The 17,282-nt window shown below is 40.5% G+C and carries 16 protein-coding genes; 13 read left to right on the top strand and 3 right to left on the bottom strand.

The annotated features are described in order from the left end of the window. Positions 1-19: 19 nt before the first annotated feature. Positions 20-1,141, bottom strand: coding sequence for an S-(hydroxymethyl)glutathione dehydrogenase/class III alcohol dehydrogenase (locus WDB87_RS04740; protein WP_337849220.1), 1,122 nt, complete (start codon positions 1,139-1,141; stop codon positions 20-22). A gap of 131 nt (positions 1,142-1,272) precedes the next feature. Here WDB87_RS04740 and WDB87_RS04735 point away from each other — a divergent pair, with 131 nt between their 5' ends. The 5 genes from WDB87_RS04735 to WDB87_RS04715 all read left to right on the top strand — a co-directional run bounded on the left by WDB87_RS04735 (position 1,273) and on the right by WDB87_RS04715 (position 5,988). Continuing rightward, on the top strand, positions 1,273-2,142 hold the full coding sequence (locus tag WDB87_RS04735; RefSeq protein WP_337849245.1) for a LysR family transcriptional regulator: 870 nt from the start codon (positions 1,273-1,275) through the stop codon (positions 2,140-2,142). A 125-nt stretch (positions 2,143-2,267) separates the two neighbouring features. Next, positions 2,268-3,485, top strand: a complete 1,218-nt coding sequence (locus WDB87_RS04730; RefSeq protein ID WP_337849219.1) for a lipoprotein-releasing ABC transporter permease subunit — start codon at positions 2,268-2,270, stop codon at positions 3,483-3,485. Then, positions 3,478-4,176 (top strand): lipoprotein-releasing ABC transporter ATP-binding protein LolD, encoded by a 699-nt coding sequence (gene lolD, locus WDB87_RS04725; protein ID WP_286247344.1) that lies wholly within the window; start codon positions 3,478-3,480, stop codon positions 4,174-4,176. The genes WDB87_RS04730 and lolD overlap by 8 nt, the downstream gene beginning before the upstream one ends. Continuing rightward, entirely contained in the window at positions 4,166-5,410 is a 1,245-nt protein-coding gene (locus tag WDB87_RS04720; RefSeq protein ID WP_337849218.1) for a lipoprotein-releasing ABC transporter permease subunit, read from the top strand. Before lolD ends, WDB87_RS04720 begins: the two co-directional genes overlap by 11 nt. A gap of 113 nt (positions 5,411-5,523) precedes the next feature. Beyond that, the gene (locus WDB87_RS04715) at positions 5,524-5,988 is read left to right on the top strand and encodes a DUF1456 family protein (protein ID WP_286247349.1); all 465 of its coding nucleotides are present in this window, start codon (positions 5,524-5,526) and stop codon (positions 5,986-5,988) included. 62 nt (positions 5,989-6,050) lie between these two features. Here the strand turns inward: WDB87_RS04715 and WDB87_RS04710 are convergent, their stop codons facing one another. Together WDB87_RS04710 and WDB87_RS04705 are read right to left on the bottom strand one after the other, a co-directional pair. Continuing rightward, positions 6,051-7,784, bottom strand: coding sequence for an AMP-binding protein (locus WDB87_RS04710; RefSeq protein ID WP_337849217.1), 1,734 nt, complete (start codon positions 7,782-7,784; stop codon positions 6,051-6,053). A 186-nt stretch (positions 7,785-7,970) separates the two neighbouring features. Beyond that, positions 7,971-8,417, bottom strand: a complete 447-nt coding sequence (locus WDB87_RS04705; protein WP_273603268.1) for a DUF3010 family protein — start codon at positions 8,415-8,417, stop codon at positions 7,971-7,973. A gap of 383 nt (positions 8,418-8,800) precedes the next feature. Between WDB87_RS04705 and thrS the strand changes: the two genes are divergently transcribed. From thrS to WDB87_RS04665, 8 genes are all read left to right on the top strand, one after another. After that, on the top strand, positions 8,801-10,711 hold the full coding sequence (gene thrS / locus WDB87_RS04700) for a threonine--tRNA ligase (RefSeq protein WP_337849216.1): 1,911 nt from the start codon (positions 8,801-8,803) through the stop codon (positions 10,709-10,711). A 59-nt stretch (positions 10,712-10,770) separates the two neighbouring features. Then, the gene (infC, locus tag WDB87_RS04695) at positions 10,771-11,331 is read left to right on the top strand and encodes a translation initiation factor IF-3 (protein WP_024034072.1); all 561 of its coding nucleotides are present in this window, start codon (positions 10,771-10,773) and stop codon (positions 11,329-11,331) included. A gap of 211 nt (positions 11,332-11,542) precedes the next feature. Then, positions 11,543-11,743, top strand: a complete 201-nt coding sequence (gene rpmI / locus WDB87_RS04690) for a 50S ribosomal protein L35 (protein WP_004587840.1) — start codon at positions 11,543-11,545, stop codon at positions 11,741-11,743. Between the two features lie 15 nt (positions 11,744-11,758). Next, positions 11,759-12,121, top strand: coding sequence for a 50S ribosomal protein L20 (gene rplT / locus WDB87_RS04685; RefSeq protein WP_004587841.1), 363 nt, complete (start codon positions 11,759-11,761; stop codon positions 12,119-12,121). A gap of 328 nt (positions 12,122-12,449) precedes the next feature. Continuing rightward, the gene (locus tag WDB87_RS04680) at positions 12,450-14,267 is read left to right on the top strand and encodes a M14 family metallopeptidase (RefSeq protein WP_337849215.1); all 1,818 of its coding nucleotides are present in this window, start codon (positions 12,450-12,452) and stop codon (positions 14,265-14,267) included. Between the two features lies 1 nt (position 14,268). Next, entirely contained in the window at positions 14,269-14,910 is a 642-nt protein-coding gene (locus WDB87_RS04675; RefSeq protein ID WP_337849214.1) for an MBL fold metallo-hydrolase, read from the top strand. A 90-nt stretch (positions 14,911-15,000) separates the two neighbouring features. After that, positions 15,001-15,459, top strand: a complete 459-nt coding sequence (locus WDB87_RS04670; protein ID WP_002960703.1) for an Lrp/AsnC family transcriptional regulator — start codon at positions 15,001-15,003, stop codon at positions 15,457-15,459. A 131-nt stretch (positions 15,460-15,590) separates the two neighbouring features. Further along, positions 15,591-17,147: a SulP family inorganic anion transporter gene (locus WDB87_RS04665; protein WP_286247391.1), complete on the top strand. Its 1,557-nt coding sequence runs from the start codon at positions 15,591-15,593 to the stop codon at positions 17,145-17,147. Positions 17,148-17,282 lie beyond the last annotated feature (135 nt).

The raw sequence follows: 17,282 nt of genomic DNA, 5'->3' as shown, positions 1-17,282 counted from the left end.
ATTGCTTACTAGTTGCGTATTAGTAGTGAATTACTGTACGAATACTTTTACCTTCGTGCATTAAATCAAACGAATCGTTAATTTCTTCAAGGCTCATTGTATGAGTAATAAAGTCGTTTAACGCAAATTCACCAGCCATGTAGCGCTCAACTATTTCAGGAAGTTGCGAGCGACCTTTAACGCCACCAAATGCGCTACCACGCCATACACGACCAGTAACCAGTTGGAAAGGGCGTGTAGAAATTTCTTGGCCAGCACCGGCTACACCAATGATTACCGACTCCCCCCAACCTTTATGACAACACTCAAGGGCAGAGCGCATTACATCAACGTTACCAATACATTCAAATGAGTAGTCAACACCGCCATCGGTCATATCAACAATCACTTCTTGAATTGGCTTATCGAAATCTTTAGGGTTTATTAAATCTGTTGCGCCAAGTTTTGTCGCAAGGTCAAATTTACTGGTGTTAATATCAACACCAATAATACGACCTGCACCTGCCATTTTTGCACCAATAATGGCTGATAAACCAATACCACCCAGGCCAAAAATTGCGACTGTGTCGCCAGGTTTTACGTCTGCAGTATTTGTTACAGCACCCATACCAGTTGTTACACCACAGCCTAATAAACAAATTTCTTCAAGCGATGCTTCTTTGTTTACTTTAGCTAATGAAATTTCTGGAAGTACTGTGTACTCAGAAAACGTTGAACAACCCATATAGTGGTAAATTGGCTGGCCGTCTTTAAAAAAGCGTGTTGTGCCGTCTGGCATAAGGCCTTTACCTTGTGTTTCGCGCACTGCTGAACACAGGTTAGTTTTGCCTGATGTACACATTTTACATACACCACATTCAGCTGTGTATAAAGGAATTACGTGATCGCCCACTTCAACACTGGTTACGCCTTCGCCCACTGCATACACAACGCCTGCGCCTTCGTGACCTAAAATTGCTGGGAAAATACCTTCTGGATCTTCACCCGACAAAGTAAATGCATCAGTATGACAAACACCAGTAGCGGTAATTTTTACCATTACTTCGCCTTTTTTAGGCATCATCACATCAACTTCTTCAACGCTTAGTGGTTGGTTAGGTCCCCACGCAATAGCTGCTTTTGATTTTATAAATTCAGACATGTGTTTATCCTTTGTAGTGGTTTTAAATAACAATTGTAGACCCAATTTGTTTGGGTAATGCAGCTATTGTATTTGTTTCTCAGATAATGATAATCTCTGATTTATTAAAACACTTTTACAGTATGGTAATAATGGCGCGTTGGGATGGCATAGACGAATTTATAGCGGTAGGCGAAGAGGGCAGTTTTACCGCCGCTGCTAACTTATTGGGTTTATCGGTTGCACATATAAGTCGCCATGTAACGGCGCTTGAGCAGCGATTAAACACCCAGTTACTCACCCGTACCACCCGCAAAGTGGTATTAACCAAAGAAGGTGAAGCCTTTTTACATCAAACTAAGCAATTACAACTTGCTATGGACGATGCCACGCAAAGCTTAGCTATGCAGCAAACAACGCCTAAAGGTAAAATTAAATTAACAGCCCCGGTTATGTATGGTGAAACTTTTATTATGCCCATTGTGCACAATTTTATGCACGCTCACCCTGAGGTCGAAGTTATTGCTACACTTTCGAACGAGCAAGAAAATTTGCTCGAAGGCGGGTTTGATTTAGCTATACGGTTAGGCCATTTAAAAGATTCAAGCCACAGAGCCCGGCGTTTAAGTGCTCGGCGCTTTATAATGTGTGCCTCCCCAGATTATTTATCCCGTGTAGGTGAGCCTCATACGTTAGGCGAGCTAACTCAACATCAATGTTTAATTGGTAACAGCAGTTATTGGCGAGTAAACGAAAATGACCGCGATAAACATATTAAAATTGCAGGGCGCTTGCGCTGTAATAGTGGCTGGGCGTTAGTTGATGGAGCTAAAAAAGGCTTAGGAATAGTGCAGCTGCCCAATTATTACATTGAAAATGAGCTACGAACGGGCGAGCTTGTGCCAGTATTAACTTCTTATCAGCCGGATCAAGAGGGCGTGTGGGGAATTTACCCGCCGCGTCAGTTTGTTGCCACTAACGTAAGAGTATTACTCGATTATTTAGTAGCGGGGCTTGAATAAAGCGCGCCTAAAATATAGCCAAGTATAAGATTTATAAATTATTTCTTACATTTATGGTCATATTCAATTCATCGTAGTTCGTGCTACTATAGCTGCACACTTTTAGCATAAATGTTTTAAATAATATGTTTCAACCGGTTAGCTTATTTATAGGGCTCAGATATAGCCGCTCCTCCAAAGGAAATGCGTTTATATCGTTTATCTCGTTTTTTTCTATTGCCGGAATAGCCATAGGGCTAATGGCCTTATTCACTGTAAGTAGTGTAATGAATGGCTTTGAAAACAGTTTAAAAACAAATATGTTAGGGCTTATCCCCCATGTAGAAGTACAAGCCAATAAACACTCCAGCGCACAAATGACAGCGTTAAAAGCCGATTTAGAGCGCTCAGATTATGTAGATCACGTAAGCCTTTACCGCCACGGCGAAGCCATTTTACAAACCAATAAAGATTTACACGGCGTATTACTGCAAGGTTTGTATGGCGATAACGGCTCGTTATATAAAATTACCGATAAAGTTGTGCAGGGCAATTGGCAAAACGTTTTAAATAATAGCTACAACATAGCTATTAGCCGTTATTTAAGCCGTAAACTTGGCGTAGGTATGGGAGAAAAACTGCGCGTAATTATGCCTAATGCCTCAACTTACACGCCACTTGGGCGTGTTCCTAGCCAGCGTTTATTTAAAATAGCCGCAATATACGAAACCGGCTCTGAGATAGATATGAGCCTTGCATTTACCAGTGGTGCATCTTTACAGCGCGTATTAAAGCTTAACAAAAATACCGCGCCTAACTTAAGTGTATCGTTACATGAACCTTTTGAATTAGCGCAATTTACAAAGGACAGCCAGCACATTTTGCGCGACTACCAAGTAAGTGACTGGCGCAGTAGCCAAGGTACCTTATTTGCCGCGGTTGCCATGGAAAAACGTATTATGTCTATGTTGTTAGGGCTGATTGTATTAGTGGCTGTATTTAATATTGTTTCGGCACTGACTATGATGGTGAGTGAAAAACAAGGTGAAGTGGCTATATTACAAACCTTAGGGTTAACGCCTTCACAAGTACAAAAAGTGTTTATGGTGCAAGGCTTATATAACGGGGTTATTGGCACCGCAATAGGGGCACTTTTAGGTGTGTTGTTTAGCTTATATATTAATGAACTACTCGCTGCTGTGGGGCTAAACCTACTAGCAGGCGTAGAGCTTCCGGTAAAATTTGATGTGTTTAGCCTCGTTTTTATTGCACTTAGCAGTATTGCAATGAGCTTTTTAGCCACTTTATATCCTGCGCGCAAAGCCGCAAAAGTAAAACCAGCAGAGGTATTGCGTTATGAATGATTTAGTTATTAGCTGTCAAAATTTAAGTAAAGTTTATCAAGATGGCCAAAACCAAGTAGAAGTATTAAAAGGGGTGGACCTATCGCTCAACCAAGGGGATATGCTGGCTATAGTGGGCAGTTCAGGCTCAGGGAAAAGTACCTTATTGCATATTTTAGGAACCCTTGATACGGCTACCTCAGGGAGCGCTAAAATAAAAAACCAAGACGTTGCTAAATTATCGCGAACAGAGCAAGCGGCGTTTAGAAATAAAAACTTGGGTTTTATTTATCAGTTTCATCATTTATTAATGGAATTTAGTGCGGTTGAAAACGTGGCTATGCCGCTGTTAATTAAAGGGCTCAACGCAAAAGAGGCGAAAGAGCAAGCTTTGCAAATGTTAGATAAAGTAGGTCTTGCGCATCGTAGTGAGCATAAACCTTCGGCGCTATCGGGTGGAGAGCGCCAGCGTGTTGCTATTGCCCGAGCGCTGGTGACTAAACCTGCATTAGTGTTAGCCGACGAACCCACTGGTAATCTTGATAAGCAAAATGCGATTAAAATTTACGATTTAATTAATGAGCTAAATAAAAGCCTAAATACCAGTTTTGTAGTGGTTACTCACGACTTAGAGCTTGCAGACAAGCTAGGTAAAATTGCGTATTTAGATGATGGAAAACTTGCCATTAAAGAGTCGCAACATGTTGCTTAGTTTATTTTTAAGTGAGCGCTTTAGGGCGTATTCTGGCCATAAAGACGAAAAAAACGCATTTGTAAGCTTTATTGCCAAAGCCTCTACCGTTGGTATTTTATTAGGGGTGGCGGTGTTAATTGTTGCGCTTTCGGTTATTAATGGCTTTGAGCAGCAATTAGTACATCGTTTGTTAAGTGTAGTACCGCAAGTTGAATACGTAGCGCCTAGCCGCCCCATCGCTGATTGGCCTAATAAAGTAGAAAAACTTAAAGCTGAGCCTCATGTTACAGGTGCTGCGCCGTTTATAGCCGTAAATGGTATGGCGCAATTTAAAAGCCAGCTAAAAGCGGTAGAAATACGTGGCGTTGAACCTAGCTATGAGGGAAATGTATCGGCCATAAATCAATTTACCCAAGGTACATTGGTTAGTCAGCTACGCACGGATGACGTTATTTTAGGCAAGCAAATTGTAAAGCAATTGGGCGCTAATATAGGCGATAATATAACTTTACTCATTCCTAAAATTAGCGAGCAAGGCAAGTCTCTATTAGCCCCTAAACGCGTAACGTTAACACTTGCGGGCATTATAGAAATGGGTGGGCCGATTGATAGTAGCGCTGCGTTTATTCATTTAAATAAAGCACAATCAGTTTTAGGTTACGACACCAGCCAAGTGACAGGATTACGACTGAGCGTAGACGATGTGTTTGCTGCGCATCAAATTGCACTGCGAGTAGGCCAAACTATCAGTGATTATGTGTATGTGTCTAGCTGGTTTAGAACGCAAGGTAGCCTGTATCAAGATATACAAATGGTGCGCACTATTGTGTACATTGTGGTGTTTTTAATTATTGCGGTAGCCAGTTTTAATATTGTGTCCTCCTTGGTAATGGAAGTGCGCGAAAAACAAGGCAACATAGCTATTTTAAAAACCATGGGCGCTAAAGACAGTACCATTTTAGCCACCTTTGTAATGCAAGGCTTAACGCAAGCTTTTGTTGGTGTGTTACTTGGCACACTGGTTGGGGTTATATTAGCGCTTAATATTAGTGAGCTGTTTACATGGGCTAGCCAGTTATTTGCAGCTAACCCGCTTGAAGGGGTTTATTTTATTGAATTTTTACCGAGTAAATTAGTACTCAGTGATATTGGCATAACGGTTATTGTTACCTTTGTTTTAGCTGTACTTGCAACTATTTACCCCGCGTGGCAAGCAACTCGAGTAGACCCTGCCAAGGTACTAGGTAATTAACAACCCTTTATAGTGTAAATATCAATAGGGCAGTGTGCCTTAAGCTGCTAAACTTCGCGCTCATTTAACGTGGGCGCTATAATTTAGCCCCTCTCCCTACTCAGGAAATTACTTTGACAAATAACGATATTTTACGCCGTGTTCGCTATACCTTTAATTTAACCGATACTGCCATGGTCGGTATTTACGCCGCCGCAGAGGCTACAGTTACCACTGAGCAAGTCGTTGCATGGTTAACAAAAGAGGGTGAGCCAGGGTTTGTTAAAATGTCAGACACTGAGTTTGCGACATTTTTAAATGGCTTTATAAATACTAAGCGTGGTAAACGCGAAGGCCCGCAGCCGGTGCCAGAGGCTAAGTTAAACAATAATATTATTTTTATGAAGCTACGCATTGCTTTAGACATGAAAGCAGAAGATGTCATTGCAACACTTGCACTGGTTAACTTTGAATTAAGCAAGCATGAGCTCAGTGCGTTTTCTCGCAAAGTAGAAAATAAACATTACCGTGTTTGTAACGACCAAGTTTTGCGTTTGTTTTTAACAGGTGTTCAGCAGCAGTATCGCCCTGCAGAGTAAATAAACTATTTAACGCTAAAAGCTCAGTAATTGCTGAGCTTTTTTGTAGTTAATATTTGCGGCTAAGAAAAGGCCTTATCAGTAAGTGATTGCTGCATTTGCTCTCGCATTTTAAACTTTTGTAGTTTGCCTGTTACTGTCATTGGGTAACTCTCTACAAAACGAATATAACGGGGCATTTTAAAATAGGCGAGTTTGTCTTTTAAAAATGCACGTATTGCTTGCTCATCAAGCACAGCATCTTCTTTTGGCTGGATCCACGCGCATACTTCTTCGCCGTACTTTTCATCACTAATACCAAATATAGCGGCATCTTGAATACCAGGGTATGTATAAAGGATTTCTTCAATTTCGCGAGGATAAATGTTTTCACCACCCCGAATGATCATGTCTTTTATGCGACCAACAATACTCACAAACCCTTCGCTGTCCATTACCCCTAAATCACCAGAATGAAGCCAGCCGTCACTATCTATTGTGGCTTTTGTTTTTTCTTCGTCATTCCAATAGCAGCGCATAATACCGGCGCCTTTACTGCAAACCTCACCGGGAACACCTATATTTTGAATGTTACCCAGTTCGTCAATAATCTTAACCTCAGTGTGAGCAAGAGCGCGGCCAACAGTGGTTACTTGGCGCTCTATTGATGAGTCAGTTTCAGTTATATTATTTATAGGGCTGCACTCAGTTTGCCCGTATGCAATTAATACTTGGTGCATGTTCATTTGTGTTTGTACTTTACGCATGACTTGCTCAGGGCAAGTAGAACCTGCCATAACACCGGTACGTAAAGTGCCCAGGTTATAATTAGTAAAATTAGGCAGCTCTAGCTGGCTAATAAACATAGTAGGTACACCATGCAATGCCGTGCAGCCTTCTTGCTGTACTACATCAAGCGTTGTTTTTGCATCAAATGCATCGCTTGGGTATATAGCTGCAGCGCCTTTAGTCACGCACAATAAACTACCAAGCACCATACCAAAACAATGATACAGTGGCACAGGAATACACAACTTATCGTGCGCCGTAAAGTGCATTGCGTCAGCAACAAAAAGGGCATTGTTGAGTATGTTTTTATGGGTGAGGGTTGCGCCTTTTGGGTTACCTGTTGTGCCAGAAGTAAATTGAATATTTATGTCCTGATCGGCACTTAAATTTGCTGCAATAGCGTTAAGCTCTAGCTCATGAGCTGACGTGGCCATCTTCATAATATCCAAAAAAGAAAACATACCTGCGCTTGCCTCATCACCAATACGGATCACATTTTTAAGAGCCGGCAAAGCGTGAGATGACAGCTTCCCATTTTCACACTGTTTAAGTTCTGGCGCTAAACTATTTAGCATCTCTACATAGTTACTGCCTTTAAATTGCGAAGCGGTAATGAGTGTTGAACACTCAACGCTGTTTAATGCAAATTGAAGCTCGTTAGGCCGATAGGCTGGGTTGATGCACACCATAATGGCACCTATTTTTGCAGTAGCAAATTGAGTTAAACACCACTCAATGTTATTGGGTGACCATATTCCTACTCTATCACCAGGTTTAACGCCTATGGCTAATAACCCCATAGCGAGTTGGTTCACTTCTTTTTGAAACGCTTTATACGTTAAGCGTACATTTTGATTGCTTACAACGACAGCGAGCGAATCAGGGTGTTTGTCGACAATAAAATCAAAGTACTCGCCAATTGTTTTATTTGTAAGGGGCGTGCTTTGCGCTCCTTTAAAATAGCTTTTCGTGAGCGGCAAAGAGTTTATTTGTTCTACTTCTTTAACCGCTTTATGGTGTGTGTGCATGTTTTTCTCCATGTCGATGTGTGTGAAGTACATAAACTAAAGTTCAAATAAACACATATTGTCGACAAAAAGAAGTCTATCTAGACTAAAGTCTTAGAGAGGTGCGTGTAGTCATTATTTTGCAGGCACAAAAAAACGCGCCGTATGGGCACGTTTTTACTTTAAAGCTTTATAAAACTTTTTATATTACATTTCGTCACTGCGGTAGGTTTTTTTCATAATGTATACATAGGCATTAACAAAAGCGTTTTCTTGGTACTTTTTAAGGCCAGTGTCTTCAAACGCAATAGGAATAGGATTGCGCTTAAGCTGCTCTTTAATTTCGGTTGTTGAGAACACACGAACGTCTAACTCTTCAATTAATTGAATCGCAGTTTCCATTTTAAAGCCTTTTGCACTGCCGGCAAATTTTCCTTTAGGTTGGCGTTCACGAATGGCAACAGAATCAATTTGGTAATCTTGCATTAATTTTGCAAAATCAAATTGAAATTTACGCATTATTTCAGTGTCGTTACCGTTACCTAAGGTAAAGCGTGTTTGGCGCACATCGCGAATATCAAATACGTCGTTATCTTTACTTAAAATACAAAGTAGTACATCACTACCGGTAATTTCTACACCACATGTTCTCATTGCTATTCTCTAATATAACTTAATTGCTTGGTATTATACCCAACATCGAATAAATTGCGAGAGCAAGGCTTTGCGTGTGCATTTTAATAATCAATAAACTCAAGTTGTCACACGGTTAATTTAAATTAGTGAGCGAAAATCAAAAAAATGACTATTTTAGAAATAATTTAAGGTAATGGGCGTGCTTTAAACTTGTAATTGATACTCTATCACGCGACAATATCTTTTTTGTAGTTGAGCAGACTCAGCATCTACATTAGTCATTTATGGCGAAAAATAGTCAATGCTTATTCGTAAAAGCGTTGTCGAGTCATTCTCATTTAATTTATTTAAAAATACACGTGATACATTGTAGGTGTCACCACTGTATGTAAGGATTTATAATGCCAGTTATTACTCTTCCTGACGGCAGTCAGCGTAGTTTTGAAAACCCTGTAAGTACTCTTGATGTAGCTAATGATATCGGCCCTGGTCTTGCTAAGGCAACCATAGCAGGTCGTGTTAATGGTGAACGTGTTGATGCTTGCGATATGATCAACGAAGATTCGCGCCTTGAAATCATCACCGCAAAAGATGACGACGGCCTAGAAATCATTCGCCATTCATGTGCGCATTTAATAGGGCACGCAGTTAAGCAGCTTTTCCCAGACGCTAAAATGGCCATTGGCCCAACCATCGATAACGGCTTTTACTACGATATTGATATGGAACATTCTTTGTCTCAAGAAGACTTAGATGCGATTGAAAAGCGTATGCTGCAACTTGCAAAAACTAACTACGACGTAGTGAAAAAAAATGTAAGCTGGCAAGAAGCACGCGATACATTTGAAGCGCGTGGCGAAACATACAAAATTGAAATTTTGGACGAAAACATCGCAAAAGATGACCGCCCAGGATTATACCATCACGAAGAATATGTAGACATGTGTCGTGGTCCGCACGTACCAAACATGAAATTCTGCCAAAACTTCAAAATAATGAAAGTAGCAGGTGCCTACTGGCGTGGCGACTCTGAAAACAAAATGCTACAGCGCATATACGGCACAGCGTGGGGTGATAAAAAGCAACTTAAAGCGTACCTTAAACGCTTAGAAGAGGCTGAAAAACGCGATCACCGCCGCATTGGTAAAGCGCTCGACTTATGGCACTGGCAAGAAGAAGCGCCAGGCATGGTATTTTGGCACAATGATGGTTGGAGCATTTATCGCGAGCTTGAAGAATTTGTTCGTGAAAAACTGCGTGAGTACAGTTACGAAGAAGTTAAAGGTCCAATGATGATGGACCGCTCTTTGTGGGAAAAATCAGGTCACTGGGAAAAATACTCAGACGCGATGTTTACCACAGAGTCTGAAAAACGCGAATACGCTATAAAACCAATGAACTGCCCAGGTCACGTGCAAATTTTTAACCAAGGTTTAAAATCGTACCGTGATTTACCACTGCGTATGGCCGAGTTTGGTTGTTGTCACCGTAACGAACCATCAGGTGCTTTACATGGCTTAATGCGTGTACGTGGCTTTACACAAGATGATGCTCACGTATTCTGTACCGAAGAGCAAGTAATGGACGAAGTTTCAGCGTGTATTAAGATGGTTTATGATACCTATGAGACATTCGGTTTTGACAAAATTGTAGTGAAGCTTTCTACGCGCCCTGAAAAACGTATCGGCGACGATGAAATTTGGGACAAAGCAGAGGTTGCATTAGCCGATGCACTTAAAGCAAACGACATTGAATTTGATTACCTACCAGGTGAAGGGGCGTTTTATGGCCCTAAAATTGAATTTACTTTGTACGATTGTTTAGACAGAGCGTGGCAATGTGGTACAGTGCAACTCGACTTTGCATTACCGGGTCGTTTAGGTGCTACTTATGTAGCAGAAAACAACGAACGACGCACTCCAGTTATGATACACCGTGCTATTTTAGGCTCAATTGAGCGCTTTATCGGTATTTTAACTGAAGAGTACGCTGGTTTATTCCCAACGTGGCTTGCGCCAAAGCAAGTGGTAATTATGAACATTACCGATAAACAAGCAGATTACGTGCACGAAATTGTACAAAAATTAAATAAACTTGGAATTAGAGCCGCTGCCGACTTGAGAAATGAGAAGATTGGCTTTAAAATCCGAGAGCATACACTTAAGCGTATTCCTTACTTACTTGTTGTTGGCGATAAAGAAGTTGAACAACAGGAAGTAGCAGTACGTACCCGCACAGGTGAAGACCTAGGCAAATTTAATGTTGATGATTTTGTAGCTAAAATTAGTGAAGAAATTAAAAATCGACAGTAAAAATCGAGCGTGTAGGGCAATCACAAACAGCCAACTACACGCTTATATTATTGATATTCTTGGAGGAACGTACCATTAGAGGCGGCAAGAAAGGGCAACAAACAGCTCAAAAAAATCGTATTAACGAAGAAATTACAGCTCAAGAAGTTCGTTTAATCGACATCGAAGGCGAACAAGCTGGAATTCAGTCATTAAAAGACGCGCAAGCTATGGCTGATGCAGCGGGTGTTGATCTTGTAGAGATTAGCCCAAACGCTGAGCCGCCTGTTTGTAAGGTTATGGACTACGGTAAGTTCATCTTTGAAAAAAGCAAAGAACTAAAAGAGCAGAAGAAGAAGCAAAAGCAAATCCAGATTAAAGAAATCAAATTCCGTCCTGGCACGGATGAAGGTGATTATCAGGTTAAGCTTCGCAACTTACGTAAGTTCTTAGAAGCTGGCGATAAAGCTAAGATTACTATCCGCTTCCGTGGCCGCGAAATGGCTCACCAAGAAATTGGTATCGAATTATTAAACCGTGTTAAGGCTGATTTAGAAGAACTTGCAGTAGTTGAGTCTTTCCCAAATCGTGTTGAAGGCCGCCAAATGGTTATGATGATGGCGCCTGTTGCTAAAAAATAATTTTTAAGCGATAATGCGCACCGAATTTAGCTCAGGTACCCAAGTAATATGCAAATATTCACCTGTGCTAACCGGTTTTAAAGTAAAATTGCGGCATTTATGCTGGGTTTTCACCGGAATATGGCAGTAAGTTAGGCCTAAAAGTGGAGCTATAGAAATATATCTCACGCCTGCTTACTAATTTTTAAGCAATACATTTGGAGTTATTGCAATGGCTTATAAGCTAAAAAGTCACAGAGGCGCTGCTAAGCGTTTCAAGAAAACTGCTTCTGGCGGTTTCAAGCGTAAACAAGCGCATCTTCGTCACATTCTGACTAAGAAAACTTCTAAGCGTAAGTTACACCTACGTCCTAAGATGATGGTTCATAAAAATGACCATGGTCTAGTTTCACGTATGTTACCATTCGCTTAATAGGGGTTTTTAGAAATGGCAAGAGTTAAACGCGGCGTTGTCGCACGTGCACGTCACAAAAAAGTTTTAAAGCAAGCTAAAGGTTACTACGGAGCACGTTCACGTGTTTACCGCGTAGCTTTCCAGGCAGTTACTAAAGCGGGTCAATACGCTTACCGTGACCGTCGTGCTAAGAAACGTACTTTCCGTCAATTATGGATTGCACGTATCAATGCAGCTTCACGTCAAAATGGTCTGTCTTACAGCCGTTTTATCAATGGTCTTAAAAAGACTTCTGTAGAAATCGATCGTAAGATCCTTGCAGATATCGCTGTTTACGACCAAGTTGCATTTGCAGCGCTTGTTGAAAAAGCAAAAGAAGGCCTAGCGGCAGCTTAAGCTTTTTTAAATAAGTATTAAAGAGGAGCCCTAGGCTCCTTTTTTTGTGTTTATAATTTAATACATTCTTTACTCCCACCCGCAATGATACTCAATCATTATCGGGGCTAAGCGTGTCGCTACCTGCGTTAAAACCTCATTTAGAGCAACTAAATAGCGAAATTTTTTGGCTAGTTATCAACACGTTTTTTCATCCTCAAAATAGATCACCTAATTAAGCGAATTGATATAAATGGACTTCCTTTTTTGTTGAATCACCGCACTTTTATAATATAAGCATGTTTACTTGATATAATTTATTTTATTAAAGCGTTTGTTAGAGAAAACTATGTTTGCAAGTCTGTTATTTTTATCTGCAATTGTGGCAGATAACAGTCACTTACCGCCCCTTATTCCTTGGCAAGGTGATAGCGTTTCGTTATTACAGCAGCAAGGCCCGCTAACCACTGATTTTGAATTATCTCAGGGGAAATCTTCGCCAAGCTATGCCGACACAATGGCGTTTGTAGATAGGCTAGTAGCGGCAAATCCCACACAGTTTCAGTCTCAAGTAATAGGCTACAGTAATAGCCATCGCGCTATTAAAATGTTGGTTGCCAGTGAACAAGGCTTTTTTGAAGCAGGGCAAATGGCCAACAGCACTAAGCCAACTATTTTTATCCAAGCCGGTATTCATGCTGGTGAGATAGATGGTAAAGACGCCATGTTTATGTTGCTGCGCGATATTGCAACGGGTAAGCGCCGTGATATTCTAAAAAAGGTAAACATACTTTTTATTCCTATTTTAAACGTAGATGGGCATGAACGCAGTAGTGCATTTAATCGCATAAATCAGCGCGGCCCTGAAAAAATGGGCTTTAGAACCAATGCAAATAATCTAAACCTTAATCGTGATTTTACTAAGTTAGATACACCAGAGGTGAGAAGTGTTTTAAAAGTTATTAATGATTACAACCCTAACTTATACATTGATGTGCATGTTACTGATGGCGCTGATTATCAGTACGATGTGACCTATGGTTATAACCCTGTATTTGCAAGTGAATCACCCGCGATATCTGATGCATTAAATCAGTATATAAAGCCGGTTATTGATGAAACATTACAAAAGCAAGGGCATATACCTGGGCCATTGGTGTTTGTTATGGATAAACGCGACTTTAAAAAAGGCCTTGCGGGCTGGGTTGCCACACCGCGTTTTTCAAACGGGTGGGGTGATTTAAAATCATTACCAACAATTTTAGTCGAAAACCATTCTTTAAAACCTTATCAACAACGTGTATTAGGCACCTATGTATTTTTAGATGGGGCGATTAATGCGCTATCTCAGTACAGTCATGAACTTGCGAACGCCGTAAAAAAAGAGCAAGAATTTGTACCTAAGAAACTAATTGTTAAACGAGCTTATGCTAAACAAGCAGACACAATCAGTGAATTTAAAGGGGTAGAATACACATCAAGTATGAGTGCGCTTTCGGGGCAAACTGAGGTTAAATATTTAGGCAAAGCATATACCTATACTGATTTACCGATTTATTGGCAAAAAGAGGTTGAGCGAGTTGTTGATGTGCCGCAGGCGTTTTTTATTCCACCTGTGTATACCGACATAATAGAAAAACTCAAGCTACATGGGGTGTCCGTAAACAAACTTAAAGGCGAGAATACGCAACCGCTAAAGCTTGCTAAAGTGCTTGATTACTCGTTTGATAACGCCCCATTTGAGGGTCGTTTTAGGGTTTCAGCAAGTTTTGATTATGTGCCGGCAATAAATGTAAATTTAGACGGATGGTATCAAGTAAATACACAGCAAAAAGCAGGGGAATTAGCGGTTCATTTATTACACCCAGAAGCCCCAGATTCTTTTTTTGCGTGGGGGGAATTCAACACAATTTTTCAACGAACAGAGTATATGGAAAACTATGCGTTAATCCCGTACGCACGAAAAATGCTCAAAGACAACCCGAAACTTGCCTTGGAGTTTGATGAAAAGCTTAAAGATAAAGCATTTTCGCAAGATGCTAAGGCACGTTTGCACTGGTTATATTCACACACCCCATTTTATGACGAGGCGTATTTAAAATACCCAATTTTGATGTCGTACGAACAAGTAGCCGTTATTCCCGATCAAAAAGATAAAGAAATTTAATATGCACGTTATTACGATACCCGTGACTGGTTTTTCTCAAAATTGCAGAATAATTAGCTGTCCAGAAACAAAGCAAGCTGTGGTGATAGACCCAGGCGGTGACCCAAAAAAAATTATTGCCACGCTTAGTGAGCACCAATTAGTATTGAGCGCTATTTGGCTTACGCATGGTCATTTAGACCACGTAGGTGCGGCCGATGAACTACGCTCACATTACAATGTGCAAATTATTGGCCCGCAAAAAGATGAGTCATTTTGGTTTGACAACTTGCCTATGCAAGCACAAATGTTTGGCTTTTCAACTATTGATGCATTTTATCCTGATATTTGGCTTAACCATAATGATGTACTAACGCTTGGAAAACTTAGCTTTAGTGTTAAGCATTGCCCTGGGCACACTCCTGGCCATATTGTATTTTATGAGCCTGATCAGCAATGCGTTATTGTTGGTGATGTTATTTTTAAAGGTTCGGTAGGGCGTACAGATTTCCCTAAAGGCAACACAGAGCAGCTCATTGAGTCGATTAAAAGTCATATTTTAACGCTTGATGACAACACAAAAATTTTAGCTGGCCATGGTGAAGATACCACTGTAGGCCACGAAAAACGCACTAATCCATTTATAAGTGGCCAATTTGGTTAATTAAAATCCATGGAAATGCAAAATTATTGCAGACGGAATTTTAAATTGGCTGTATAATTTAACCAGTTTATTAGATAAATAAGAAATAAAATGTCTCTAAATCACGTAGATCGCCAAATTTTGGCACTTTTACAACAGGACGCAAGTCTTTCAACTGCCGAAATTGCAGACAAAGTAGGCTTATCTCAATCACCTTGTTGGCGACGCATTGCAAAGCTTGAACAAGATGGCTACATCAAAAGTAAAGTTGCGCTTTTAGATGAGAAAAAGCTTGGCTTTGACATGCTTGTATACGCACATGTGCGCTTATCTAACCATGGTAAGAAAAACTTAGCTGAGTTTGAAAAGCTAATTATGAGCTATGACGAAGTGACAGAATGTTACACGATGGCCGGCACTATGGATTTTATGCTGCGCATAATCTCACAAGGTATAGAAGGCTATGAACACTTTGTACGTGATAATTTACTCAGCTTAGAATACGTTCAAGAGGTACACTCTAACGTAACGATGACATGTGTAAAACGCAGTACGTCTCTTCCTCTATAAAAAATAAACAACTCACAGTTAAGCTATACTAACAAAGCTAATAACGCTGTGTGCGAATTGTTAAATGAGCGCTAATTTGGTAACATTTAGCGCTTTTTTCGATCCTAACCTGATAACCCCTGAGGAACTCAATGTTTAACTTACTCAGCAAAGCGCCTAGCTCTGCTAAAAACGATATTTTATCTGGCTTAACTGTAGCACTTGCTTTAGTTCCAGAAGCTGTTGCGTTTGCTTTTGTAGCAAATGTCGAACCTTTAGTTGGTCTCTATGCCGCGTTTATCGTTGGTTTAATTACGGCTATTTTTGGTGGTCGCCCTGGTATGATTTCGGGCGCAACCGGTGCACTCGCTGTTGTAATGGTAAGTTTGGTTTTAGATCACGGTGTTGAGTATTTATTTGCCACAGTGTTGCTGATGGGGATACTGCAAATACTCGCGGGGGTATTTAAGCTTGGTAAGTTTATTCGCATGGTTCCGCATCCTGTTATGCTCGGCTTTGTAAATGGATTAGCGATAGTTATATTTTTAGCACAACTTGGCCAGTTTAAAGTGCCAGATGGCGCAGGCGGTCAGCAATGGATGACGGGCGAAGCCCTATACATCATGTTGGGTTTGGTGGCGTTAACTATGGCTATCATTCACTTTTTACCAAAGCTAACTACTGCAGTGCCTTCTTCTTTAGTTGCTATTGTAACGGTAACGGCGTTAGTAATAGGCCTTGATTTAGACTCACGCACAGTACTTGATTTCTTGAAAGGGATGACAGGGAATGAAGCGGCTACCATTGCTGGCGGCTTGCCAGAATTTCATATTCCTATGGTTCCATTTACGCTAGAAACGTTTTATATCATTTTTCCATATGCATTAATTTTAGCGGCTATTGGTTTAATTGAGTCGTTATTAACGCTTAGCTTAATTGATGAAATTACCGAAACCCGTGGTCATTCAAATAAAGAGTGTATTGGCCAAGGTGCTGCTAATGTAACCTGTGGCTTTTTTGGCGCTATGGGTGGCTGTGCCATGATTGGACAATCAATGATTAATATTAACTCGGGCGGGCGCTCGCGCTTGTCGGGGATAAGTGCAGCATTAATGCTGCTTGCTTTTATAATATTTGCTTCAAGTTTAATTGAAATGATCCCACTGGCAGCGCTTGTCGGTGTTATGTTTATGGTTGTGCTTGGTACCTTTGAATGGGCAAGCTTTAAAATGATGAAGCGTGTGCCACTGTCTGATGCTTTTGTTATTGTATTAGTATCGGGTGTGACTGTAATAACAGATTTAGCGATTGCAGTGTGTGTTGGTGTTATTGTTTCTGCCTTAGTTTTTGCTTGGCAACATGCAAAACATATTTACACAACTAACTACATTGACGAGCAAGGTGCTAAAGTATACGAACTGCATGGCCCGTTATTTTTCGGCTCAGTTAAAAACTTTTCAGAGTTATTCGATGTTAAAAACGACCCTAAAGATGTAATTATTGAATTTGAACACAGCCGTGTTGCAGATCACAGTGCAATAGAAGCCATCGACAGCTTAGCTGATAAGTACACTAAAGCAGGTAAGCAGCTTCACTTACGTCATTTAAGTAAAGACTGTAAGCAACTTTTACACAAAGCGCGTGATTTAGTTGAAGTGAACGTAATTGAAGACCCAACTTATAAAGTGGCATCAGACAAGCTGGCTTAACTTAAATCCTGCTATTAAATATTTAAAAGCGAAAGGTAAATACCTTTCGCTTTTTTATGGGCGTTACTTTGCGGTAAGGGTCTTAAAAATTAAGACAGTTGGCACTGCTAACACTTTGTAATAATCGATATAATA

Source organism: Pseudoalteromonas sp. C12FD-1 (assembly GCF_037414265.1).
GTDB lineage: Bacteria > Pseudomonadota > Gammaproteobacteria > Enterobacterales > Alteromonadaceae > Pseudoalteromonas.
The sequence above is the reverse complement of the archived record's forward strand: the minus strand, read 5'-3'. Positions and strand labels throughout refer to the sequence as shown.

Excerpts from the sequence above, each read along its gene's own strand:
- WDB87_RS04740 (WP_337849220.1), bottom strand. The coding sequence starts at position 1,141 with ATGTCTGAATTTATAAAATCAAAAGCAGCTATTGCGTGGGGACCTAAC.
- WDB87_RS04735 (WP_337849245.1), top strand. The coding sequence starts at position 1,273 with ATGGCGCGTTGGGATGGCATAGACGAATTTATAGCGGTAGGCGAAGAG.
- WDB87_RS04730 (WP_337849219.1), top strand. The coding sequence starts at position 2,268 with ATGTTTCAACCGGTTAGCTTATTTATAGGGCTCAGATATAGCCGCTCC.
- lolD (WP_286247344.1), top strand. The coding sequence starts at position 3,478 with ATGAATGATTTAGTTATTAGCTGTCAAAATTTAAGTAAAGTTTATCAA.
- WDB87_RS04720 (WP_337849218.1), top strand. The coding sequence starts at position 4,166 with ATGTTGCTTAGTTTATTTTTAAGTGAGCGCTTTAGGGCGTATTCTGGC.
- WDB87_RS04710 (WP_337849217.1), bottom strand. The coding sequence starts at position 7,784 with ATGCACACACACCATAAAGCGGTTAAAGAAGTAGAACAAATAAACTCT.
- WDB87_RS04705 (WP_273603268.1), bottom strand. The coding sequence starts at position 8,417 with ATGAGAACATGTGGTGTAGAAATTACCGGTAGTGATGTACTACTTTGT.
- thrS (WP_337849216.1), top strand. The coding sequence starts at position 8,801 with ATGCCAGTTATTACTCTTCCTGACGGCAGTCAGCGTAGTTTTGAAAAC.
- rpmI (WP_004587840.1), top strand. The coding sequence starts at position 11,543 with ATGGCTTATAAGCTAAAAAGTCACAGAGGCGCTGCTAAGCGTTTCAAG.
- rplT (WP_004587841.1), top strand. The coding sequence starts at position 11,759 with ATGGCAAGAGTTAAACGCGGCGTTGTCGCACGTGCACGTCACAAAAAA.
- WDB87_RS04680 (WP_337849215.1), top strand. The coding sequence starts at position 12,450 with ATGTTTGCAAGTCTGTTATTTTTATCTGCAATTGTGGCAGATAACAGT.
- WDB87_RS04675 (WP_337849214.1), top strand. The coding sequence starts at position 14,269 with ATGCACGTTATTACGATACCCGTGACTGGTTTTTCTCAAAATTGCAGA.
- WDB87_RS04670 (WP_002960703.1), top strand. The coding sequence starts at position 15,001 with ATGTCTCTAAATCACGTAGATCGCCAAATTTTGGCACTTTTACAACAG.
- WDB87_RS04665 (WP_286247391.1), top strand. The coding sequence starts at position 15,591 with ATGTTTAACTTACTCAGCAAAGCGCCTAGCTCTGCTAAAAACGATATT.